Origin of the sequence: Pseudomonas kilonensis (assembly GCF_001269885.1) — a bacterium.
In the GTDB taxonomy this organism is placed as follows: domain Bacteria; phylum Pseudomonadota; class Gammaproteobacteria; order Pseudomonadales; family Pseudomonadaceae; genus Aquipseudomonas; species Aquipseudomonas kilonensis.
In genome coordinates this window covers 53,573-75,748 of the sequence record NZ_LHVH01000010.1, presented here as the reverse complement: position 1 = coordinate 75,748, position 22,176 = coordinate 53,573, and the positions used below count along the sequence as shown (strand labels likewise).

Here is a 22,176-nt window from a genome sequence, read left to right as displayed (position 1 = left end):
TGTGGAGCCCGTTATGCCGAATCTACGTCTCGCCGATCTGACCGCCGAAATCGAAGCCAACGTGCGCCGTGCGTTGCTTGAAGACATCGGCAGCGGCGACATCACCGCGCAACTGATCCCCGCCGAACGCCTGGCCAAGGCCACCATCATTACCCGCGACGCGGCGATCATCAGTGGCACGGCCTGGGTCGATGCCGTGTTCCGGCAACTGGACCCGCGTGTCGCGGTGCATTGGCAAGTGCGCGACGGCGACCGGGTCAATCCCGATCAAGTGCTGTTCCATCTGGAAGGCCCGGCCCGCTCGCTGCTGACCGGCGAACGCAGCGCGCTGAACTTCCTGCAAATGCTTTCCGGCGTTGCCACGCGGGCCCGTTACCTGGCCGACTTTGTCGCCGGTACCCAGGTCAAGCTGCTGGACACCCGCAAGACCCTGCCCGGGTTGCGCCTGGCCCAGAAGTACGCGGTCACCTGCGGTGGCTGCCATAACCACCGCATCGGCCTGTACGATGCCTTCCTGATCAAGGAAAACCACATCGCCGCCTGCGGCGGAATCGCCCAGGCCATCGCGGCCGCCCACAAGATCGCACCGGGCAAACCGGTGGAAGTCGAAGTGGAAAGCCTGGCGGAATTGAAAGAAGCGCTGGCGGCTGACGCCGACATCATCATGCTCGACGAACTGAGCCTGGACGACATGCGTGAAGCCGTACGCCTCAATGGCGGCAAGGCGAAGCTGGAAGCCAGCGGCGGGATCAACGAAAGCACGTTGCGCCCGATTGCCGAGACTGGGGTGGACTACATCTCGATCGGCGCAATGACCAAGGATGTGAAGGCAGTGGATCTGTCGATGCGCTTGAGCCTCTGACAATAAAAAACGCCAGCCTTGAAGGCTGGCGTTTTTTTTCAGACCACCAGATTGTTCATCTCGCAGTACTCATCCCATTCCACACCCAGCACCTCGGCCGCTTCCTTGTGCAACGCAAGACGCTGCGCCTCGAATTCTTCAGGTGGGCTGGTGTACTTGAGCGTCAACTCCCAAGGCTGCAAGCCCTGGGCTTCGGCCTCGTCCTCGAACGCCCATTGGATCTGGTCTTTTTGATCATCGGCAGACAAGTCCTTGATCTCTTCCAGCAACTGGGGCGCATCCAACACATACTTCTTCAGCGCTTCTTCGTGCCTGGCTTCCTGGGTCAATTCTTTAACAGTCATGGCGTTCTCGTTGATCTGGGGAATGGAAGATGGATCTGGATCATCAAGGATCTCTCTGACGCAAAAAAACCGCTTGAAGCCCGGTTTATCTGGCCTTCAGAACCATTCGGGGATCATCTGAAAACTGCTGGGCGATGCACATGCAGGCAATGAATATAGGACGTTTTGCCGATGATTTACACGGTTCTTTACATCTATCCCACAAAAAAACCATGCGCCTGAGAAACCAGGGAAGCTTGGGAACATCTGTCAAAATAACCAGTCATAGCCATGTGCCATGCCGGCACTTCACAAGGAACCCCAGTGATGCGCAGCTTTTCGAAACGTTCGTTGACCCGGCTTGCTACCGCGACCTTGCTGCTCGGCAGCCTGACCTTGACCGGCGTTGCCCAGGCGGCTGTTGAAGTCTCCTCCGATGGGCCGTCTTCCGACGACACCATTCCTGCCCTGCGTTTTGACCGATTTGACAAGTACGTACTCGTCAAGACCAACGTCAACGTCAGTGCCTTGGAAAACCTGCCAAAAACCGTGAAGAACAACGCCGAGGAACTGGAAAGCCAGAAACGCACCCTCAGCGAGCAGGCCCGTCAGATCGAAGAACTCAAGCGCAACAGCGGCTCCAGTTCCACCTCCAGCAGCAAGGAAATTGACGAGCTCAAACGCACCATAAAGGAACAGGAACGCGACCTGAACGATCTGGGCAAGCAAGTGGAAGAACTCAAGCGCAATAGCGGCTCCAGTTCGAGTTCGAGCAACAGCGAGATCTCGTCCCTGAAACGGGAGCTCAGCGATCAGGATCGCGAGATGGATCAGCTCAAACGCACGGTCGAGGAGCTGAGCAGGAAAGTGAAATAACGAGGGGGATGGTGCCCGAGACAGGAATCGAACCTGCGACCTTCGCGTTACGAGTGCGCTGCTCTACCGACTGAGCTACACGGGCGGTGGCTAAACCTAGCACCGTCCCCTGTGGCCAGGCAACCCGCGACACAGGGATTTTCACCGCACAGCAAAACGCCCCGAACCAGTCGGGGCGTTTGCTTGTTCAGCGGTTAGGCTACGGGGTGATTAAACGCCCGATGCCTTGGCTGCTGCGACGTCCTTGATGGACAGTTTGATACGGCCGCGGTTGTCCACGTCCAGTACCAGCACTTCCACTTCCTGGCCTTCTTTGAGGATGTCGGTCACTTTCTCGACGCGAGCATCGCTCAGCATGGAGATGTGAACCAGACCGTCCTTGCCCGGCAGGATGTTGACGAACGCGCCGAAGTCGACGATGCGCTCAACCTTGCCGACGTAGATCTTGCCGATCTCGGCTTCTGCGGTGATACCCAGGACGCGCTGGCGTGCTGCTTCTGCCGCCTCCTTGGTTTCGCCGAAGATCTTGATCGAACCGTCGTCTTCGATGTCGATCGAAGCCTTGGTTTCTTCGCAGATCGCACGGATGGTCGCGCCGCCTTTACCGATGACATCACGGATTTTGTCGGTGTCGATTTTCATCGCGATCATGGTCGGAGCGTTTTCCGACAGTTCGGTACGGGACTGACCGATGATCTGGTTCATCTGGCCGAGGATGTTCAGGCGCGCTTCCAGGGCCTGGCCCAGGGCGATTTCCATGATCTCTTCGGTGATGCCCTTGATCTTGATGTCCATCTGCAGTGCGGTGACGCCTTTGGCGGTACCGGCCACTTTGAAGTCCATGTCGCCCAGGTGGTCTTCGTCACCCAGGATGTCGGTCAGGACGGCGAATTTCTCGCCCTCTTTAACCAGACCCATGGCGATACCGGCAACCGGCGCCTTCATCGGCACACCGGCGTCCATCAGGGCCAGGGAAGCGCCGCAGACCGAAGCCATCGAGCTCGAACCGTTGGACTCGGTGATTTCCGATACCACGCGAATGGTGTACGGGAACACGTCAGCGGCAGGCAGCATGGCCTGGACCGAACGACGGGCCAGACGGCCGTGACCGATTTCGCGGCGACCGGCGCCACCCATGCGACCACACTCGCCCACCGAGAACGGAGGGAAGTTGTAGTGCAGCATGAACGGGTCTTTCTTTTCACCTTCCAGGGTGTCCAGCAGTTGCGCGTCACGGGCGGTGCCCAGTGTTGCAACGACCAGCGCCTGGGTTTCGCCACGGGTGAACAGTGCCGAACCGTGGGTCTTTGGCAGAACGCCGACTTCGATGTTCAGCGGACGTACGGTACGGGTATCGCGACCGTCGATACGTGGCTTGCCGTTGACGATGTTTTCGCGAACGGTGCGGTATTCGATTTCACCGAAAGCGGCTTTGACGTCGCTGGCCGATGGTTGGCCTTCTTCGCCGGACAGCTTGGCAACGACCTGGTCTTTCAGCTCGCCCAGGCGTGCATAACGGTCGGCCTTGACGGTGATGGTGTAGGCCTGGGAGATGGCTTCGCCGAACTCGGCACGGATCGCGCCCAGCAGCTCGGTGGCTTCGGCTTGCGGAGCCCAAGTCCAGGTTGGCTTGGCGGCTTCGGCGGCCAGTTCCTTGACGGCGTTGATCACCACCTGGAACTCGTCGTGGGCGAACAGTACGGCGCCCAGCATCTGGTCTTCGGTCAGCTCTTTGGCTTCGGATTCAACCATCAGCACGGCTTCGGAAGTACCGGCCACGACCATGTCCAGGCTCGACGCCTTCAGTTGCTCGTAGGTCGGGTTCAGCAGGTAGCCGGTGCTTTCGTGGAACGCGACGCGGGCAGCGCCGATCGGGCCATCGAAAGGAATGCCGGAGATCGCCAGGGCAGCCGAGGTACCGATCATCGCAGCGATGTCCGGATCGGTTTTCTTGCTGGTGGAGACGACGGTGCAGACAACCTGCACTTCGTTCATGAAGCCTTCTGGGAACAGCGGACGGATCGGACGGTCGATCAGTCGGGAAGTCAGGGTTTCTTTCTCGGAAGGACGGCCTTCGCGCTTGAAGAAACCGCCAGGGATCTTACCGGCAGCGTAAGTCTTTTCCTGGTAGTGGACAGACAGAGGGAAGAAGCCCTTGCCTGGATCGGCTTGCTTGGCACCGACAACGGTCACCAATACGCTGACGTCGTCGTCAACGGTGACCAGCACTGCGCCGGAGGCCTGACGGGCGATACGGCCAGTCTCGAGGGTAACGGTCGACTGACCGAACTGGAATTTTTTGATTACCGGGTTCACGGTGTCCTACCTTCTTTGTGGCTCTTGGGGAACTTGTCTTCTTGCGAAATTCTTGGGCAATGGCGGGAATCGGCCCGACGTCTGTCCAGGGTAAAACGTGTATCCAGATAAAACTTGAGGCTGGGAGCCTGCCATGCGCCAGCGGGAAACCCACTGACGTACGACAGACCACCAACCTCTAGCGCAATCGCTGATTAGCGACGCAGACCCAGGCGAGCGATCAGAGCGCTGTAACGGCTCAGGTCCTTGCCTTTCAGGTAGTCCAGCAGCTTACGACGCTGGTTTACCATGCGGATCAGACCACGACGGGAGTGGTGATCTTTACCGTTGGCCTTGAAGTGACCTTGCAGTTTGTTGATGTTGTGGGTCAGCAGTGCAACTTGCACTTCTGGCGAACCAGTGTCACCAACAGCTTGCTGGTAGTCAGCTACGATTTGAGCTTTTTCTTGAACGTCGAGAGCCATGAGGCAATCCTTTTAGTCAGGAAACTGTTTCAAGGAAACAGCTTCAACAGGCCAGGGACAAATCCCTGTATCTATAAATGAGTAGTGACCGTGCCTGTTAACAGCCACACTCGCCAACCTGCTGTTACGCAGGCTGGTTCCGGTCATTCCGACCGAATCAGTCGACGCGGCGCAATGCGCCCGTCTTCGCTCACTTCACCGATACCGATGAAGCGACCGTTATGATCCTGCACCCGGACCATGCCGAACTTCGGCGCATCCGGGGCACGTACCGGCTGGCCGTTGAGCCAGTAGAACGCACTGTGTTCCGAGAACTGCAACAGCGGCCAATCCAGCAACCCGCTGTCCGATGGCATCAGGAAACGGTCGACCGCTTCGTTGCCGCCTTCGGCATGTACCGCTTCAAGCTCTTCCAACGTGACCGTCTGGGCCAACGTGAAAGGCCCGGCCTGGGTCCGTCGCAATTCTGCCACGTACGCGCCACAGCCGAGCTGTTCACCAATATCCTCCACCAGGGTGCGGATATAGGTGCCCTTGCTGCAATCCACGACCAGCCGCGCAGTATTACCGTCAAAGGCCAGCAATTCCAAGCGCGCAATAGTAACAGAACGCGGTTCACGCTCCACTACTTCGCCTGCACGAGCCAGTTTATACAGCGGCTGGCCATCACGCTTCAGAGCCGAGTACATCGGCGGTATCTGGCTGATTTGCCCGCGAAATTTCGGCAACACCGCTTCGATATCGGCCTGACCAACGGTCACCGGGCGCTCCAGCAAAACCTCACCTTCGGCATCCGCCGTGGTGGTGGTCTTGCCCAGTTGCGCCAGGGTTTCATAACCCTTGTCGGAATCGAGCAGGTACTGGGAGAACTTGGTCGCCTCGCCAAAGCACAGCGGCAGCACGCCGGTGGCCAGCGGATCGAGGCTACCGGTGTGCCCGGCCTTTTCAGCATTGAGCAGCCAGCGAACCTTCTGCAACGCCGCGTTGGACGTGAACCCCAGCGGCTTGTCGAGCAGGATGATACCGCTGACGTTACGACGGATACGTTTGACCTGAGCCACCGATTACTCCTTGGTGTCTTCGGGTTCAGCCGCAACCGGGTGCTGACTGTCTTCCGCCACGGCGCGTTCGATCAGGGCCGACAGATGCGCACCACGCACGACGCTTTCGTCGTAGTGGAAGTGCAGCTGTGGAACGCTGCGCAACTTCATCTCCCGGGCCAGCTGCATACGCAGGAAGCCGGCGGCCGAGTTGAGCACCTTGATGCTCTGGGCGATTTCTTCGGCGCTGTCCTGGCCCATCACGGTGATGAAAATCTTGGCGTGACCGACGTCACGGCTGACTTCCACTGCGGTAATGGTGACCAGGCCGACGCGCGGGTCTTTGACTTCACGACGGATCAGTTGGGCCAGCTCACGCTGCATCTGATCGCCGATTCGTTGGGTACGGCTGTATTCTTTTGCCATGTCTTGTTACCTGTTACTGCCCCACGGTGAAACCCGCGAGGTCTGAAAGCGGCAAACGCCCGGCCTGGCAAAAGCCAGACCGGGCGTTGCGTTTAGAGTCCGCCAGCAAGGCAGCGCATGTTCATGCGGCTGCCCGGCGCGGCTCTTGAAGTGCGCGAGTCAGAGGCTGCGAGCAACCTGGACCTTCTCGAAGACTTCGATCTTGTCGCCGACCTTGACGTCGTTGTAGCTCTTGACGCCAATACCGCATTCCATGCCAGCACGTACTTCGGAAGCGTCATCCTTGAAGCGGCGCAGGGATTCCAGCTCGCCTTCGAAGATCACGATGTCTTCACGCAGTACACGGATCGGACGGTTACGGTGAACAACACCCTCGATCACCATGCAGCCAGCGATCGCGCCAAACTTCGGCGAACGGAACACGTCACGCACTTCAGCGGTACCCAGGATGTTCTCGCGAACATCGCTGCCCAGCATACCGGTGAGGGCTTTCTTGACGTCTTCGATGATGTCGTAGATCACGTTGTAGTAACGCATATCCAGGCCTTCCTGCTCGACGATCTTGCGAGCGCCGGCATCGGCACGCACGTTGAAGCCGAACAGTACAGCGTTGGAGGCCAGTGCCAGGTTGGCGTCGGACTCGGTGATACCACCGACACCGCCACCGACAACACGCACTTGCACTTCGTCGTTACCCAGGCCGTTCAAGGCACCGTTCAACGCTTCCAGCGAACCACGGACATCGGACTTGAGGACGATGTTAAGCGTCTTCTTCTCTGCCTGGCCCATGTTCTCGAAGATATTTTCCAGCTTGCCGGCGTGAGCGCGAGCCAGTTTGACTTCGCGGAACTTGCCTTGACGGAACAGAGCCACTTCACGGGCTTTCTTCTCGTCCGACAGCACGCTCATCTCGTCGCCAGCGTCCGGGGTACCGTCCAGGCCGAGGATCTCGACAGGGATGGAAGGACCGGCTTCCTTGATTGGCTTGCCGTTCTCGTCGAGCATGGCACGTACACGGCCATAGTTCGAACCGACCAGCACCATGTCGCCTTGGCGCAGGGTACCGTCTTGAACCAGAACGGTAGCAACCGGACCACGACCTTTGTCGAGGCGCGATTCAACCACGACGCCTCGGCCTGGAGCCGAAGGAGTCGCTTTCAGTTCCAGAACTTCAGCTTGCAGCAGAACAGCTTCGAGCAACTCGTCCACACCAGTACCGACTTTCGCCGAAACCGATACGAACGGGGTGTCGCCGCCCCACTCTTCCGACGTCACGCCGTGAACCGACAGTTCGCTACGGATGCGATCGAGATCAGCGCCCGGCTTGTCGATTTTGTTCACTGCAACAACCAGTGGAACGCCGGCAGCCTTGGCGTGCTGGACCGCTTCAATGGTCTGCGGCATTACGCCGTCGTCCGCTGCAACGACCAGAATCACAATGTCAGTCGCCTTGGCACCACGAGCACGCATTGCGGTAAACGCGGCGTGACCCGGGGTATCGAGGAAAGTGACCATGCCGCGGTCAGTTTCAACGTGGTACGCACCGATGTGCTGAGTGATACCGCCGGCTTCGCCAGCAGCTACCTTGGCACGACGGATGTAGTCGAGCAGCGAAGTCTTACCATGGTCAACGTGGCCCATTACGGTCACGACTGGCGCACGGGAGAACGTCTCACCTTCAAACTTCAGGGACTCAGCCAGGGAGTCTTCCAGGGCGGTATCGCTGACCAGGGTCACTTTGTGGCCCAGTTCTTCGGCTACCAGTTGAGCAGTTTCCTGATCAAGCACCTGGTTGATGGTCGCTGGAGTACCCAGTTTGAACATGAACTTGATGATTTCAGCAGCCTTGACCGACATCTGATTGGCGAGATCGCCAACAGTGATGGTCTCGCCGATCTGCACATCACGCACGACAGGGCCGGTAGGGCTCTGGAAACCGTGGGCGTTGCGCTTCTTCAGCTTGGCCTTGCCGCGACCACCACGACGGAAGCCATCGCTTTCTTCGTCGGTAGTACGTGGGGCAACGCGTGGAGCAGGCGCTTTCTCTTTGACCGAGGCACGATGCGGAGCGTTTTTGCGCTCACCATCACCGCTACCACGACGACTGTTATCGTCGGCACGTGGCTTGTCCGGACGGCGCTGTTCGTTCTGCTTGTTGCGAACGTCAGCAGACGGTGCTGGAGCAGCGGCTACAACCGGTGCGCTTTCGCGTACTGGCTCGGCAACTGCAGCAGGCGCTGCAACGGCGTCGTTAGTAGCGGCTTGCGCAGCAGCAGGCTGGCGGCGCGCTTCTTCTTCGGCGCGACGCTTGGCTTCTTCTTCAGCCTTCTGACGAGCAGCATTTTCTACTGCGCGACGTTCTTCCTGTTCGCGTTTGCGCTCGGCTTCGATTTCTTCCGGGCTGCGCTGTACGAAGACTTTCTTCTTGCGTACTTCAACGCTGATGCTTTTGCTACCGGCAACACGCAGGGTGCTGGTGGTTTTACGCTGCAGAGTGATCTTGCGCGGTTCTTCCACTTTCGCCTTGTGACTGCTCTTCAGGTGAGTCAGCAGGGACTGCTTCTCACTGTCGGTCACATGTTCCTCGGCGGCGGTGTGCGGCAGACCTGCCTCACGCATCTGCTGCAACAGGCGCTCTACCGGTGTTTTGACCTCATCGGCCAGTTGTTTCACCGTGACTTGCGTCATGCACTTCTCTCCTCAGGCCGCGCCTAATTACTCGAACCAGTGGGCTCGGGCGGCCATGATCAACTTGCCGGCACGATCATCGTCAATGCCGTCGATGTCGAGCAGATCGTCAATAGACTGCTCGGCCAGGTCTTCGCGGGTAATTACGCCGCGCACCGCCAGTTCCATCGCCAAATCCTTGTCCATACCCTCAAGCGAGAGCAGGTCTTCGGCCGGATGGGCGTCTGCCAGCTTTTCCTCAGTAGCGATGGCTTTGGTCAACAAACGATCCTTGGCCCGAGCGCGAAGCTCGTTGACGATCTCCTCGTCAAAGCCGTCGATGTTGAGCATTTCCTCCACCGGTACGTAGGCAATCTCTTCCAGGCTGGTAAAGCCTTCATCCACCAGCACCTGTGCCAGCTCTTCATCGACTTCAAGCTCTTCGATGAAGTTGCGCAGGATGTCACCGGTTTCAGCTTGCTGCTTAGCCTGGATGTCCGATTCGGTCATCACGTTCAGGGTCCAGCCAGTCAACTGGCTGGCCAGACGCACGTTCTGACCACCGCGACCGATGGCCTGAGCCAGATTGTCTGCGCCAACGGCGATGTCCATGGCGTGGGCATCTTCGTCGACGATAATTGCCGCCACTTCAGCAGGCGACATGGCATTGATCACGAACTGAGCCGGGTTGTCGTCCCACAGGACGATGTCCACGCGCTCGCCGCCCAACTCGCCGGATACGGCCTGGACACGCGAACCACGCATGCCGATGCAGGCGCCTTGCGGGTCGATGCGCTTGTCCTTGGAGCGGACCGCGATCTTGGCACGCGAACCCGGATCACGGGAGGCGGCCATGACTTCGATCAGGCCTTCGGCAATTTCCGGCACTTCGATGCGGAACAACTCGATCAGCATTTCCGGCGCTGTACGCGACAGGATCAGCTGCGGGCCGCGGTTCTCGGTGCGGATTTCCTTGAGCAGCGCACGCAAGCGCACGCCAACCCGGAAAGTTTCGCGAGAGATGATGTCTTCGCGAGCCAGCAACGCTTCGGCGTTGTTGCCCAGGTCGACGATCACGTTGTCGCGGGTCACTTTTTTCACGGTACCGGAGATGATTTCCCCCAGGCGCTCGCGATAAGCGTCGACGACTTGCGCGCGTTCGGCTTCGCGAACTTTCTGCACAATAACCTGCTTGGCAGTCTGTGCAGCGATGCGACCGAACTCAATGGACTCGATTTTTTCTTCTACTACATCACCGACCTTGGCGCCCGGATGCGTTTCTGCAACCTTGCTCGGCCAGGTTTCGATAGCCGGATCGTCCAGGTCGGCTTCCTCGACCACCGTCCAGCGACGGAAAGTCTCGTAGGCACCGGTGTGGCGATTGATTTCCACACGCAAATCAACTTCGTCTTCAAACCGCTTCTTGGTAGCAGTGGCCAGAGCCAGCTCCAGCGCTTCAAAAATAACGTTAGCCGGTACGCCCTTTTCATTGGATACCGACTCAACAACCAGCAGTACTTCTTTGCTCATCGTACGCCTCGCCTTTCGCAAGCCATTGGATCCGCGGGATCCGCAGTATCTGGCACGTATCAGTCAAAACTGGGAATAATGTTGGCCTTGTCGATCATATCGATCGGCAACAGGAACTCATGGTCATCTACCTGCACCACGACGTCCTGCTCTTCTACACCGCGCAGAAGGCCTTGGAAGTTGCGTCGACCTTCGAAAGGCGAGCGCAGCTTGATCTTCACTTGTTCACCGGCAAACGAAGCGAACTGTTCAATTGTGAACAGGGGGCGCTCCATGCCAGGCGAGGAAACTTCAAGGGTGTATTCGGAGGTGATTGGATCTTCTACATCCAGTACACCGCTGATCTGACGGCTGACGATGGCGCAATCATCCACCAACACGCCGCCTTCCTTATCGATATAAACGCGCAACAGTGAGTGGCGACCTTGAGCCGAGAACTCAATACCCCAGCATTCATAGCCAAGGGCCACGACCACCGGGGCCAACAAGGCCTGCAACTGTTCTAGCTTGCTCGACACCTGAACCCCCTCGTGCATGTTTGTGCATGCTGTGCAAATAAAAAAAAATGGGCGAATCGCCCATCCCTGAAACGCCGTCGAACAGCGGCGTTGTAAAGTGTCCAGCTAACAAAAAGCCCCTTGGAAGGGGCCCCTGAAACTGGTTGCGGGAGCCGGATTTGAACCGACGACCTTCGGGTTATGAGCCCGACGAGCTACCAGACTGCTCCATCCCGCGACAAAGCTGGGGCGGAAGTATACGACCGATCCCTTACAGGGTCAATGTAACCCTTCCACCTACAAGAAAGCCCGCAATCGCGGGCTCTCCTGATAATTGGTACCGAGAAGGGGACTCGAACCCCTACACCCTATGGGCACAACCACCTCAAGGTTGCGTGTCTACCAATTCCACCACCTCGGCAATACAGCGTTTGAAACCTTCTTACTTCTGCTCTTGAGCTGGAGGTACGTCAGTCGCCGGGTTGGCCGACTTTTGCTCTTGAAGCACCGGGACATCATCAGAAGCCGGTTGTTGCTTTGGCGCTTCCAGTACCGCTGGGTTTGGCAAACCTACTTGAGTCAGCTCATGAGCTTTCTCTTTAGCAAAGTAACCTAACCCTAAGCTGGTTATGAAGAAACCGGCGGCAAGTATAGCAGTAAACTTACTAAGAAAGGTAGAGGAACCTTGGCTTCCGAACACAGTATTTGAAGCACCTGCACCGAAAGACGCACCAGCATCCGCACCTTTACCCTGCTGCAGCAATACGAGAGCAACTACGCCCAGTGCACCCAGCAGATGAAAAACGACTACGACTGTTTCCAGCATTTTTTCAGTTTCCCGCGGCGCGACAAATCGCACCGAACTCATCTGCATTCAGGGACGCTCCACCAATGAGCCCCCCATCGATATCCGGCATGCCGAACAGTTCGACCGCATTGGCCGCCTTCACGCTGCCGCCGTATAGAAGCCGCACACCTCGTGCCACTTCAGAATTCTCTGCCGCCAACTGTGCGCGGATGGCTGCATGCACATCCTGCGCCTGTTGCGGCGAAGCAGTCAGCCCGGTGCCAATGGCCCAGACCGGCTCGTAAGCAATGACCGCCTTTGCAAAAGCACCGACACCCAGGTCTTCGATGATGCTGCCCAGCTGACGCCCGACAACTTCAAGGGTCTTGCCGGCTTCACGCTGCTCGAGGGTTTCCCCTACGCACAACACCGGAATCAGACCGCAGGCCTGAGCCGCAGCAAACTTGCGGATCAAGGTCTTGTCCTGCTCGCCCATGATCTGGCGACGCTCGGAGTGCCCGACCAGGACCAGGGAGCAACCTGCATCCACCAACTGACTCGGCGCAATCTCGCCTGTCAGCGCACCTTGCATGGATTCCACCGCAGAATTCTGCGCACCGACCGAAATCGATTTACCTTTCAAGCCATCAACCACTTGGTTGATATACAGGCAAGGCGGGAATACCGCGACATCAACACCGCTAGGCAAGGCCAGATGACGAAGGCCATTGATCAGCTCAGCGACGCTGGCGCGGGTACCGTGCATCTTCCAGTTACCAGCTACCATAGGGCGACGCATGCTGTACCTCGTCGGTCAAAGTGGGCGCAGATGTTACCCAACCGATTCATGACTGGCAAGCCGAATTCAGGCAGAAACTTCAGTAACCAGTTTTGCCAGCTCTTCGGCATAACCGCGAACTTGCGCTTCATCCTCTCCTTCGACCATGACACGCACCAAAGGCTCTGTGCCGGACTTGCGCAACAACACGCGCCCACGCCCGGCCATTGCCTGCGTCACACGCTCACTGGCCTGCTTGACCTTCGCATGCTCGAGAGGATTTACACCGCCACCGAAACGCACGTTGATCAACACTTGCGGGCATTTGCGCAATGCCTGGCGCGACTGTGCGAGCCCTTCGTTACGCGCCTTGAGTGCCATCAGCACTTGCAGGGCCGCGATGATCGCATCACCCGTGGTGGTATGGTCGAAGCACACGATGTGGCCGGAGTTCTCGCCCCCGATCACCCAGTTGCGCTCCAACAGCTCCGAAATCACGTAGCGGTCACCCACGTTAGCCCGCACGAACGGGATATCCAGGTCCGCCAGGGCCAGTTCAAGGCCGAGGTTGCTCATCAACGTACCGACCACGCCGCCCTGCAGCTTGCCACGCCCATGCAGGTCGCGAGCAATGATGAACAGCAGCTCGTCACCATCGACGACCGTACCGGTATGGTCAACCATCAGGACCCGATCACCGTCGCCATCGAAAGCGATCCCCAGATCAGCCTGCTCGGCCAGCACCGCAGCCTGCAACGCCTCGGTATGGGTGGAACCACAGTTGTCATTGATGTTCAGGCCATTAGGCTGGGCGGAAAGCACCACCACCTCGGCGCCCAGCTCGCGAAAGACGCTCGGCGCGACCTTATAGGTTGCCCCGTGTGCGCAATCGACGACGATTTTCAGGCCGGAAAAACTGGTGCCGGTCGGCACACTGCCTTTGCAGAACTCGATGTAGCGACCCGACGCATCGTTGATCCGCGACACTTTGCCGATCTTGCTCGACTCAACCACAGTCATCGGCGTGTCCAGCAGCTCTTCGATCATCAGCTCGATATCATCCGGCAGCTTGGTACCCTGGCCGGAGAAGAACTTGATGCCGTTGTCATCATGCGGGTTGTGCGAGGCACTGATCACGATGCCTGCCTGGGCCTGGAACGTACGCGTCAGGTAGGCAATGGCTGGCGTCGGCATCGGGCCCAGCAGCATCACATCGGCACCCGCCGATGTCAGGCCGGCTTCGAGTGCCGATTCGAACATGTAGCCGGAAATTCGCGTGTCCTTGCCGACCAGCACCTTGCACGCGCCCATTTTGCGGAACGCCATGCCGGCCGCCCAGCCGAGCTTGAGCATGAAATCAGGGGTAATAGGGTATTCGCCGACCCGACCACGAATACCGTCGGTGCCAAAGTATTTCTTGCTCATAAGTGCTCCGTCATTCTTATTCGGCTGAATCCACAGCTGCGATCATCCGCACGACATCCATCGTCTCGGCTACATCGTGCACGCGCAATATGCGTGCACCTTTGGCAAGGGCCAAGGCCGCAAGGGCGAGACCGCCATACAGGCGCTCGCCCACCGGGCGGCCCAAGGCATTGCCTATCATGCTCTTTCGCGAGACCCCAACCAACAGGGGCCGCCCCAGGGCATGCAAGGCTTCCATATGCTTGAACAGGCTCAGGTTGTGAGCCAGAGTCTTGGCAAAGCCGAACCCGGGGTCAAGAATGATCCGCTCGGCGGGAATTCCCGCGGCGGCACACTGACCCAGACGCTCCGCCAGGAATTCACTCACCTCCCTGGTTACATCATCATAGTGCGGGTCATTCTGCATGGTCCCCGGCTCACCGAGCATATGCATCAGGCACACCGGCAACCCGGTGGCCGCCGCCGCATCCAGGGCTCCATCGCGCTGCAGGGACCGAACATCATTGATCAGGCCCGCCCCCAGCCGCGCAGTCTCACGCATGACCGCAGGCGTGGACGTATCGACCGAGATAATGACATCAAGTTCGCGATGGATACGCTCGACAATCGGCGCCACTCGCTCCAACTCTTCGGTAGGCGAGACCGCACGTGCGCCCGGCCGGGTCGATTCACCACCCACATCGATCAGCGTTGCGCCCGCGACCACCATGGCCTCGGCATGCCGCAGCGCAGCATCGAGCTGGCTGAATCGACCACCATCGGAAAAGGAATCAGGTGTGACATTGAGAATGCCCATGACATGCGCATGGGCCAAATCAAGAACCCGGTTGCCGCAAGGCAACCGGGTCGAGGACTGAACAGAAGTCATTTCAAGCCTTAGACATCAGCGGCCGGACCGCCAATCGGTGTTTCCGGACGCTCACCCTGTACAGCCGGAGGTGTACCGGAGGTTCCAGTACCACCCGACCAGTCACGAGGCTCGCGAGGTACGCGACCCGCCATGATGTCGTCAATCTGCTCGGCATCGATGGTTTCGTACTTCATCAGGGCATCGGCCATGGCATCGAGCTTGTCACGGTTGTCCGTGAGAATCTGCCGGGCTGTGCCGTAGCACTGGTCGATGATGCTGCGCACTTCGGAATCGATCAGCTTGGCCGTTTCGCCAGAGAAGCTTGCATGCTGGCCACCGCCACCACGACCGAGGAATACTTCCCCCTCTTCTTCGGCATACATCAGCGGCCCCAACTTCTCGGACAGGCCCCACTTGGTGACCATATTCCGGGCGATCTGACTCGCACGCATGATGTCGTTGGACGCGCCAGTGGTCACACCGTCGAAGCCCAGCGTCATCTCTTCAGCGATACGGCCGCCGTACAACGAACAGATCTGGCTGATCAATGCACGCTTGGACAAGCTGTAGCGATCTTCTTCCGGCAGGAACATGGTCACGCCCAGGGCACGACCACGCGGGATGATCGAGACCTTGTAGACCGGATCATGCTCAGGCACGACACGACCGACGATCGCGTGACCCGCCTCGTGATACGCAGTGTTCTGCTTTTCTTTCTCCGACATGACCATGGATTTGCGCTCCGCGCCCATCATGATCTTGTCCTTGGCCAGCTCGAATTCCTTCATTTCCACGACGCGCTTGCCGGTACGAGCAGCGAACAGCGACGCTTCGTTGACCAGGTTCGCAAGGTCGGCGCCGGAAAAGCCTGGCGTACCACGCGCGATGACTGCCGGGGCGACGTCGTCACCCATTGGCACCTTGCGCATATGAACCTTGAGGATCTGCTCGCGGCCGCGAATATCCGGCAGCCCCACCACGACCTGGCGGTCGAAACGACCTGGACGCAGCAGCGCAGGGTCAAGTACGTCAGGACGGTTGGTGGCGGCAATCACGATGATGCCGTCGTTCATTTCGAAACCGTCCATCTCGACCAGCAACTGGTTGAGGGTCTGTTCACGCTCGTCGTGACCGCCACCCATGCCGGCGCCACGGTGGCGACCGACGGCGTCGATTTCGTCGATGAAGATGATGCATGGCGCGTGTTTCTTGGCCTGCTCGAACATATCGCGAACACGACTGGCGCCCACGCCGACGAACATTTCGACGAAGTCGGAACCGGAAATCGTGAAGAACGGCACCTTGGCTTCACCGGCAATCGCCTTGGCCAGCAAGGTTTTACCAGTACCTGGTGGGCCCACCATCAGTACGCCGCGCGGGATACGGCCGCCCAGACGCTGGAACTTGCCCGGATCACGCAGGAACTCGACCAGCTCGCCCACTTCTTCCTTGGCTTCGTCGCAACCTGCGACGTCGGCCAGGGTGGTTTTCACCTGGTCTTCGGAAAGCAGCCGAGCCTTGCTCTTGCCAAAGCTCATCGGCCCGCCCTTGCCTCCACCGCCACCCTGCATCTGGCGCATGAAGAACATGAACACGGCGATGATCACCAGGATAGGGAAGCTGGCGACCAGGAGCTGGGTCCAGATGCTTTGCTGCTCAGGCTGCTTGCCTTCGACCACGACACGGTTGTCCACCAGGTCGCCGATCAGGCCATTGTCCTGGATTGCCGGACGAATGGTCTTGAAGCTGTCGCCATCGGTGCGCTTGCCGGTAATCACATAGCCATCAACGGCTACACGCTCGACCTTGCCATCCTTGACCTGCTGGATGAAGTCGGAATAGTTGAGGGTCTGCGGCTCGTTAGGACTGGAGAAGTTGTTCATCACGGTCACAAGGACAGCGGCGATGATCAACCACAGGATCAGATTCTTTGCCATATCGTTCAATTAACTACCCTCTGAAGCAAGCTCCGCTACTGGCGCGTGCTTCGCATGATATTCACCGGCCTAACTTACTACATTACCTACGACTCTGGCAGGCGCCGTCTGTAACCCTTTGTGAAACACTTTCTACACAGTATTCGCTAATGCTCACGGGACGAAATACGAAAAACCTATCGCCCCGGTCGAAAAACCTCTTATTCCTCACTGCGACCACGGAAACCACGGCCCAGCAGGTACTGCTCACGGGAGCGATCACGCGATGATTTCGGCTTGCGCGTCGTGACCTTCTCGAACTGCTTGCGCACGCTCTTGTGGTATTCGTCGAAGCCTTCACCCTGGAAGACCTTGATCAAAAAATCACCACCTGGCTTCAACACCCGAGTCGCAAGATCCAGTGCCAACTCGCACAGGAACATCGATCGCGGCATATCAACAGATGCCAGTCCACTCATATTGGGGGCCATATCGGAAATCACAAGGTCCACCTCGTTTTTTCCAACCGCTTCAAGGATCTGCGCCAGTACGGCGTCCTCGGTAAAGTCGCCCTGAATGAAGGTCACATCCGGGATGCTGTCCATTTCCAGGATATCGGAAGCGATCAGGGTGCCTTGCCCACCAATCAGACGACTGGTCACTTGGGACCAGCCACCTGGGGCGGCGCCCAAGTCGATCACGCTCATGCCTGGACGGATCAAACGGTCTCTTTCCTGAATCTCCAGCAGCTTGTAGCTGGCACGGGAACGATACCCGTCTTTTTGCGCCATTTTCACGAATGGGTCGTTGAAATGCTCTTGCAGCCATTTAAGACTTGTCTTGGAACGGGCCACGGGCCACCTCAAAAATAAAACGGGTCGTGATTAAGTGGGCGGTCCCGGACTTGCTCGGGTAAACTGGCCGCCGCTTTTTACAAGATCAGACGCAGGGGTCAGATTATGCCGCTCACTCAAGAGCAGAAGAAACAATACAAATCCATTGGCCACCATCTGAAACCGGTTTTGACTGTGGCTGACAACGGTTTGACTGAAGGTGTACTCGCCGAACTGGAACGCGCATTGGGCGATCACGAGCTGATCAAGATCAAGCTCAACATCCTCGATCGCGAAGCCCGCCTGGCTGCCGTTGCCGAACTGTGCAAGACCGGCAAGGCTGACCTGGTGCAGGTCATCGGCAAGATGGCACTGATTTATCGCAAGAATTTCAGCGTCAACAAGCAACTGTCGAACGTTCACCGCTTCAAGTGATGTCAAAGGGTCAAGGGTGTGCTTCGCGCACCCTGCCACTCCAGCCGGGAACCGGTTGCAACACCAGCACCAATCCGGAAAAACCCAGCACCAGGTAACTGAATGCCTGCCACTGGCTCGCATCCGGCCAGCCGAGACGCACCGCGAAGAACATCCCGCACGCGTACAACGACATGAGCAACAATTGCCCACGAATGTCGCGCCATAGACTGGCAAGGCCCTCGGCCTGAACCAGCACCAAAGCCTGAAACATTACGCACGCCGCGGAAAAACCCACCAGCAGCGCCGTCAGCATGCCTGCGATTTCATCGATGAGCAGCGGTGCCAGGCCGACTCGACCCAGCACCGGCAGCAAACCGACGTGCAACAACCAGACACCGCCCACCCACAACATCTGGGTGAGCTGCCAGAGCATGGCGCCCGCTCGCAGCGGGCACCTTCGTTCAGATGTGACGGACTTCGACAATCTCATACTCGATGACACCACCTGGCGTCTTCACCACCACCACATCGCCCTCTTCCTTGGCAATCAAGGCGCGAGCGATGGGCGAACCAACGGAGATCTTGCCGAGCTTGATGTCTGCCTCGTCCTCTCCCACGATCTGGTAAGTGACGCTTTCATCGGTCTCGACGTTGGCGATTTCCACGGTAGTGCCAAAGATCACCTTGCCGGTGTGCGGGATCGTCGTGACATCGATGATCACCGCATTCTGCATGCGACCTTCGATATCACGGACACGCGCCTCGACCATCCCCTGCTCCTCTCGGGCAGCGTGGTATTCAGCGTTTTCCTTGAGATCGCCCAGCTCACGCGCTTCACCAATTGCCTGGCTCAAGCGGGGACGCTCGACCTTGGTCAGGAAAGCGTGTTCTTCTTCCAGGGCCTTCGCGCCCTGAACTGTCATCGGGTACTTGGTTATGCTCATGCCTTCAATCCTGCATGTAGATCCTGCAAGCGACGCACGGTCTTCTCGGGACCGAACTTGAGCGCTTCGCAGATCGCTTCGCCCGCAGCAATGGTCGTGGTGCAGTAGATCTTGTGCTGCAGCGCATTGCGACGGATGGAGTAGGAGTCGGCGATCGACTGGCGACCTTCGGTGGTGTTGATGATCAGCGTGACTTCGTCATTCTTGATCATGTCGACCACGTGCGGACGCCCCTCGGTCACCTTGTTCACGCGGCGCACTTTCAGGCCTGCCGCTTCGATCAGCCTGGCAGTACCGGCAGTGGCGACCACTTCGAAGCCCAAGTTGATCAGATCACGGGCTACGCCTGCAACCAGTGGCTTGTCGTCATCACGCACGCTGATGAACGCCGTGCCGCCAGTCGGCAACACTTCGCTGGCACCCATCTGGGCCTTGGCGAAGGCTTCACCAAAGGTATCGCCCACACCCATCACTTCACCGGTGGACTTCATCTCTGGGCCGAGGATCGGATCGACGCCAGGGAACTTGGCGAACGGGAACACCGCCTCTTTCACACTGTAGAAGTTCGGAATGATTTCCTTGGTGAAATTCAGTTCCTTCAGGGTTTTGCCCGCCATGACCCGTGCAGCGATCATCGCCAGGGAAACACCGATGCACTTGGAGACGAACGGTACGGTCCGGGAAGCGCGCGGGTTGACTTCGATGACGTAGATGTCTTCGCCCTGCAGGGCCAGTTGCACGTTCATCAGGCCGATAACGCCCAGTTCCAGGGCCATTTTCTTGACCTGCTCGCGCATCTCGTCCTGGATGTGCGCCGGCAGCGAGTAAGGCGGCAGCGAGCAAGCGGAGTCACCAGAGTGAACGCCCGCTTGTTCGATGTGCTGCATGATCGCGCCGATCACCACGTCCTTGCCGTCGCTGACCGCGTCCACGTCCATTTCGATGGCGCAGTTGAGGAAGTGATCCAGCAGCACCGGGCTATCGTTGGAGACCTGGACCGCTTCACGCAGGTAGCGCTTGAGCTCGTCTTCCTGATAGACGATTTCCATCGCACGACCGCCCAGTACATAGGACGGACGCACCACCAGCGGGTAACCGATCTTGGCGGCGGCACGAATCGCTTCGTCTTCGCTGCGCACGGTAGCGTTTGGCGGCTGGCGCAGGTTCAGGCGCTCGACCATCTGCTGGAAGCGCTCACGGTCTTCGGCGCGGTCGATCGCATCCGGGCTGGTGCCAATGATCGGCACGCCGGCGGCTTCAAGGGCACGCGCCAGTTTCAGCGGGGTCTGGCCACCGTACTGGACGATCACGCCTTTTGGCTTCTCGACGCGGACGATTTCCAGCACGTCTTCCAGGGTCACTGGCTCGAAGTACAGGCGATCGGAGGTGTCGTAGTCGGTGGACACGGTTTCCGGGTTGCAGTTGACCATGATGGTCTCGTAACCGTCATCGCGCAGGGCCAGTGCCGCGTGTACGCAGCAGTAGTCGAACTCGATGCCCTGGCCGATCCGGTTAGGACCGCCACCCAGGATCATGATCTTGTCGCGAGTCGATGGCGCGGCTTCGCACTCTTCTTCGTACGTGGAGTACAGGTACGCGGTGTCGGTGGCGAACTCGGCCGCGCAGGTGTCGACGCGCTTGTAGACCGGGAACACTTCCAGCTTGTGGCGATGCGTGCGCAGGCTCTTCTCGGTCACACCCAGCAGCTTGGCCAGGCGCATGTCGGAGAAGCCTTTGCGCTTGAGGCGGTACATCATGTCGCGGTCGATACTGGACATGCCCAGGGTCTTGACCTTCTCTTCTTCCTTGATCAGATCTTCGATCTGCACCAGGAACCAAGGGTCGATCATGTTCATGCCGAAGATCTGCTCGACGGTCATGCCGGCGCGGAAGGCGTCGGCCACGTACCAGATGCGCTCGGCGCCCGGCACGGTCAGCTCGCGCTTGAGCACACTCATGCTTTCCGGGTCGGCCAGGTCCAGCTTCGGATCGAGACCGCAGACGCCCACTTCCAGACCGCGAAGGGCTTTCTGCAAGGACTCCTGGAAGGTCCGGCCGATGGCCATGACTTCACCGACCGACTTCATTTGGGTGGTCAGGCGGGCGTCAGCCTTGGCGAACTTCTCGAAGGCGAAGCGTGGCAGCTTGGTGACGACGTAGTCGATGGACGGTTCGAAGGACGCCGGGGTCTTGCCGCCGGTGATGTCGTTCGACAGCTCGTCCAGGGTGTAGCCCACGGCCAGCTTGGCCGCGACCTTGGCAATCGGGAAACCGGTGGCCTTGGACGCCAGGGCCGACGAACGGGATACCCGCGGGTTCATCTCGATGACCACCATGCGACCGGTGTTCGGGCAGATGCCGAACTGGACGTTGGAGCCGCCGGTTTCCACGCCGATCTCACGCAGCACCGCCAGGGAGGCGTTACGCAGGATCTGGTATTCCTTGTCGGTCAGGGTCTGGGCTGGTGCGACGGTGATCGAGTCACCGGTGTGCACGCCCATCGGGTCGAAGTTCTCGATGGAGCAGACGATGATGCAGTTGTCCTTTTTGTCGCGGACAACTTCCATTTCATATTCTTTCCAGCCGATCAGGGATTCGTCGATCAGCAGTTCCTTGGTCGGCGACAAGTCGAGACCACGGGCGCAGATTTCTTCGAACTCTTCACGGTTGTAGGCGATGCCGCCACCGGTGCCGCCCATGGTGAAGGACGGACGGATGATGCACGGGAAGCCAAGGCGTTCCAGGACAGCGTTGGCCTCTTCCATGCTGTGGGCGATGCCCGAGCGTGGGCAGTCCAGGCCGATGGATTTCATCGCCTTGTCGAAGCGCGAACGGTCTTCGGCCTTGTCGATGGTGTCGGCGTTGGCGCCGATCATTTCCACACCGAACTTCTCCAGGACGCCTTCGCGTTCCAGGTCCAGGGCGCAGTTCAGCGCGGTCTGGCCGCCCATGGTCGGCAGCAGCGCGTCCGGGCGCTCCTTCTCGATGATCTTGGCAACGGTCTGCCACTTGATCGGCTCGATGTAGGTGGCGTCGGCCATGGCCGGGTCGGTCATGATGGTGGCCGGGTTGGAGTTCACCAGGATGACGCGATAGCCCTCTTCGCGCAGGGCTTTACAGGCCTGGGCGCCGGAGTAGTCGAATTCGCAGGCCTGGCCGATCACGATCGGGCCAGCGCCGAGAATCAGGATGCTTTTTATGTCTGTACGTTTTGGCATGGGTTTG

The 22,176-nt window shown here is 58.8% G+C and carries 20 protein-coding genes and 3 tRNA genes; 3 read left to right on the top strand and 20 right to left on the bottom strand.

The window, feature by feature from the left end:
- Nucleotides 1-13 precede the first annotated feature (13 nt).
- On the top strand, nucleotides 14-862 hold the full coding sequence (nadC, locus tag AD662_RS04125; RefSeq protein ID WP_018612840.1) for a carboxylating nicotinate-nucleotide diphosphorylase: 849 nt from the start codon (nucleotides 14-16) through the stop codon (nucleotides 860-862).
- 38 nt (nucleotides 863-900) lie between these two features.
- Here nadC and AD662_RS04120 read toward each other — a convergent pair whose 3' ends face one another.
- Nucleotides 901-1,206 carry a DUF6388 family protein gene (locus AD662_RS04120; protein WP_018612842.1) on the bottom strand — a complete coding sequence of 102 codons (306 nt, stop codon included), beginning with the start codon at nucleotides 1,204-1,206 and terminating at the stop codon, nucleotides 901-903.
- Between the two features lie 306 nt (nucleotides 1,207-1,512).
- On the opposite strand from AD662_RS04120, the gene AD662_RS04115 reads away from it, so the two are divergent.
- Complete coding sequence (locus AD662_RS04115; RefSeq protein ID WP_018612844.1) at nucleotides 1,513-2,061, top strand: hypothetical protein; 549 nt, start codon at nucleotides 1,513-1,515, stop codon at nucleotides 2,059-2,061.
- Between the two features lie 9 nt (nucleotides 2,062-2,070).
- On the opposite strand, the gene AD662_RS04110 is transcribed toward AD662_RS04115, so the two are convergent.
- From AD662_RS04110 to rlmE, 16 genes are all read right to left on the bottom strand, one after another.
- Nucleotides 2,071-2,146: transfer RNA gene (locus AD662_RS04110), tRNA-Thr, on the bottom strand.
- Between the two features lie 125 nt (nucleotides 2,147-2,271).
- Nucleotides 2,272-4,377: a polyribonucleotide nucleotidyltransferase gene (gene pnp / locus AD662_RS04105; protein WP_003197725.1), complete on the bottom strand. Its 2,106-nt coding sequence runs from the start codon at nucleotides 4,375-4,377 to the stop codon at nucleotides 2,272-2,274.
- A gap of 194 nt (nucleotides 4,378-4,571) precedes the next feature.
- Nucleotides 4,572-4,841, bottom strand: coding sequence for a 30S ribosomal protein S15 (rpsO, locus tag AD662_RS04100; RefSeq protein ID WP_018612847.1), 270 nt, complete (start codon nucleotides 4,839-4,841; stop codon nucleotides 4,572-4,574).
- A 143-nt stretch (nucleotides 4,842-4,984) separates the two neighbouring features.
- Nucleotides 4,985-5,902, bottom strand: a complete 918-nt coding sequence (gene truB, locus AD662_RS04095; protein ID WP_018612849.1) for a tRNA pseudouridine(55) synthase TruB — start codon at nucleotides 5,900-5,902, stop codon at nucleotides 4,985-4,987.
- A 3-nt stretch (nucleotides 5,903-5,905) separates the two neighbouring features.
- Nucleotides 5,906-6,307: a 30S ribosome-binding factor RbfA gene (rbfA, locus tag AD662_RS04090; protein ID WP_003177871.1), complete on the bottom strand. Its 402-nt coding sequence runs from the start codon at nucleotides 6,305-6,307 to the stop codon at nucleotides 5,906-5,908.
- A gap of 159 nt (nucleotides 6,308-6,466) precedes the next feature.
- The gene (gene infB / locus AD662_RS04085; RefSeq protein ID WP_018612853.1) at nucleotides 6,467-8,995 is read right to left on the bottom strand and encodes a translation initiation factor IF-2; all 2,529 of its coding nucleotides are present in this window, start codon (nucleotides 8,993-8,995) and stop codon (nucleotides 6,467-6,469) included.
- Nucleotides 8,996-9,022: 27 nt separating this feature from the next.
- On the bottom strand, nucleotides 9,023-10,504 hold the full coding sequence (nusA, locus tag AD662_RS04080) for a transcription termination factor NusA (protein ID WP_003177868.1): 1,482 nt from the start codon (nucleotides 10,502-10,504) through the stop codon (nucleotides 9,023-9,025).
- A gap of 59 nt (nucleotides 10,505-10,563) precedes the next feature.
- Complete coding sequence (gene rimP / locus AD662_RS04075) at nucleotides 10,564-11,022, bottom strand: ribosome maturation factor RimP (RefSeq protein WP_024617718.1); 459 nt, start codon at nucleotides 11,020-11,022, stop codon at nucleotides 10,564-10,566.
- Between the two features lie 140 nt (nucleotides 11,023-11,162).
- Nucleotides 11,163-11,239 (bottom strand) — tRNA-Met (locus AD662_RS04070).
- 97 nt (nucleotides 11,240-11,336) lie between these two features.
- Nucleotides 11,337-11,422, bottom strand: a tRNA-Leu gene (locus AD662_RS04065).
- 21 nt (nucleotides 11,423-11,443) lie between these two features.
- Nucleotides 11,444-11,827: a preprotein translocase subunit SecG gene (gene secG, locus AD662_RS28090; RefSeq protein ID WP_025211789.1), complete on the bottom strand. Its 384-nt coding sequence runs from the start codon at nucleotides 11,825-11,827 to the stop codon at nucleotides 11,444-11,446.
- 4 nt (nucleotides 11,828-11,831) lie between these two features.
- Nucleotides 11,832-12,587, bottom strand: a complete 756-nt coding sequence (tpiA, locus tag AD662_RS04055; protein WP_018612860.1) for a triose-phosphate isomerase — start codon at nucleotides 12,585-12,587, stop codon at nucleotides 11,832-11,834.
- A 66-nt stretch (nucleotides 12,588-12,653) separates the two neighbouring features.
- The gene (gene glmM / locus AD662_RS04050; RefSeq protein ID WP_018612862.1) at nucleotides 12,654-13,991 is read right to left on the bottom strand and encodes a phosphoglucosamine mutase; all 1,338 of its coding nucleotides are present in this window, start codon (nucleotides 13,989-13,991) and stop codon (nucleotides 12,654-12,656) included.
- A 16-nt stretch (nucleotides 13,992-14,007) separates the two neighbouring features.
- Nucleotides 14,008-14,859: a dihydropteroate synthase gene (gene folP, locus AD662_RS04045; RefSeq protein ID WP_053185656.1), complete on the bottom strand. Its 852-nt coding sequence runs from the start codon at nucleotides 14,857-14,859 to the stop codon at nucleotides 14,008-14,010.
- Nucleotides 14,860-14,867: 8 nt separating this feature from the next.
- Entirely contained in the window at nucleotides 14,868-16,778 is a 1,911-nt protein-coding gene (ftsH, locus tag AD662_RS04040) for an ATP-dependent zinc metalloprotease FtsH (protein ID WP_018612866.1), read from the bottom strand.
- A 200-nt stretch (nucleotides 16,779-16,978) separates the two neighbouring features.
- Complete coding sequence (rlmE, locus tag AD662_RS04035; RefSeq protein WP_003177853.1) at nucleotides 16,979-17,611, bottom strand: 23S rRNA (uridine(2552)-2'-O)-methyltransferase RlmE; 633 nt, start codon at nucleotides 17,609-17,611, stop codon at nucleotides 16,979-16,981.
- Nucleotides 17,612-17,716: 105 nt separating this feature from the next.
- Between rlmE and AD662_RS04030 the strand changes: the two genes are divergently transcribed.
- On the top strand, nucleotides 17,717-18,025 hold the full coding sequence (locus AD662_RS04030; RefSeq protein ID WP_003177852.1) for a YhbY family RNA-binding protein: 309 nt from the start codon (nucleotides 17,717-17,719) through the stop codon (nucleotides 18,023-18,025).
- Nucleotides 18,026-18,035: 10 nt separating this feature from the next.
- Here AD662_RS04030 and AD662_RS04025 read toward each other — a convergent pair whose 3' ends face one another.
- From AD662_RS04025 to carB, 3 genes are read right to left on the bottom strand one after another with little or no spacing between them, the layout of a single operon-like run.
- Complete coding sequence (locus tag AD662_RS04025) at nucleotides 18,036-18,440, bottom strand: hypothetical protein (protein WP_018612870.1); 405 nt, start codon at nucleotides 18,438-18,440, stop codon at nucleotides 18,036-18,038.
- A 28-nt stretch (nucleotides 18,441-18,468) separates the two neighbouring features.
- Nucleotides 18,469-18,945 (bottom strand): transcription elongation factor GreA, encoded by a 477-nt coding sequence (greA, locus tag AD662_RS04020; RefSeq protein ID WP_027911987.1) that lies wholly within the window; start codon nucleotides 18,943-18,945, stop codon nucleotides 18,469-18,471.
- A gap of 2 nt (nucleotides 18,946-18,947) precedes the next feature.
- Entirely contained in the window at nucleotides 18,948-22,169 is a 3,222-nt protein-coding gene (gene carB, locus AD662_RS04015) for a carbamoyl-phosphate synthase large subunit (RefSeq protein WP_014336571.1), read from the bottom strand.
- Between the last annotated feature and the right edge of the window lie 7 nt (nucleotides 22,170-22,176).

Coding starts and splice junctions, on each gene's coding strand:
- nadC (WP_018612840.1), top strand. CDS start 14: ATGCCGAATCTACGTCTCGCCGATCTGACCGCCGAAATCGAAGCCAAC.
- AD662_RS04120 (WP_018612842.1), bottom strand. CDS start 1,206: ATGACTGTTAAAGAATTGACCCAGGAAGCCAGGCACGAAGAAGCGCTG.
- AD662_RS04115 (WP_018612844.1), top strand. CDS start 1,513: ATGCGCAGCTTTTCGAAACGTTCGTTGACCCGGCTTGCTACCGCGACC.
- rpsO (WP_018612847.1), bottom strand. CDS start 4,841: ATGGCTCTCGACGTTCAAGAAAAAGCTCAAATCGTAGCTGACTACCAG.
- rbfA (WP_003177871.1), bottom strand. CDS start 6,307: ATGGCAAAAGAATACAGCCGTACCCAACGAATCGGCGATCAGATGCAG.
- infB (WP_018612853.1), bottom strand. CDS start 8,995: ATGACGCAAGTCACGGTGAAACAACTGGCCGATGAGGTCAAAACACCG.
- nusA (WP_003177868.1), bottom strand. CDS start 10,504: ATGAGCAAAGAAGTACTGCTGGTTGTTGAGTCGGTATCCAATGAAAAG.
- secG (WP_025211789.1), bottom strand. CDS start 11,827: ATGCTGGAAACAGTCGTAGTCGTTTTTCATCTGCTGGGTGCACTGGGC.
- tpiA (WP_018612860.1), bottom strand. CDS start 12,587: ATGCGTCGCCCTATGGTAGCTGGTAACTGGAAGATGCACGGTACCCGC.
- glmM (WP_018612862.1), bottom strand. CDS start 13,991: ATGAGCAAGAAATACTTTGGCACCGACGGTATTCGTGGTCGGGTCGGC.
- folP (WP_053185656.1), bottom strand. CDS start 14,859: ATGACTTCTGTTCAGTCCTCGACCCGGTTGCCTTGCGGCAACCGGGTT.
- ftsH (WP_018612866.1), bottom strand. CDS start 16,778: ATGGCAAAGAATCTGATCCTGTGGTTGATCATCGCCGCTGTCCTTGTG.
- AD662_RS04030 (WP_003177852.1), top strand. CDS start 17,717: ATGCCGCTCACTCAAGAGCAGAAGAAACAATACAAATCCATTGGCCAC.
- AD662_RS04025 (WP_018612870.1), bottom strand. CDS start 18,440: ATGCTCTGGCAGCTCACCCAGATGTTGTGGGTGGGCGGTGTCTGGTTG.
- carB (WP_014336571.1), bottom strand. CDS start 22,169: ATGCCAAAACGTACAGACATAAAAAGCATCCTGATTCTCGGCGCTGGC.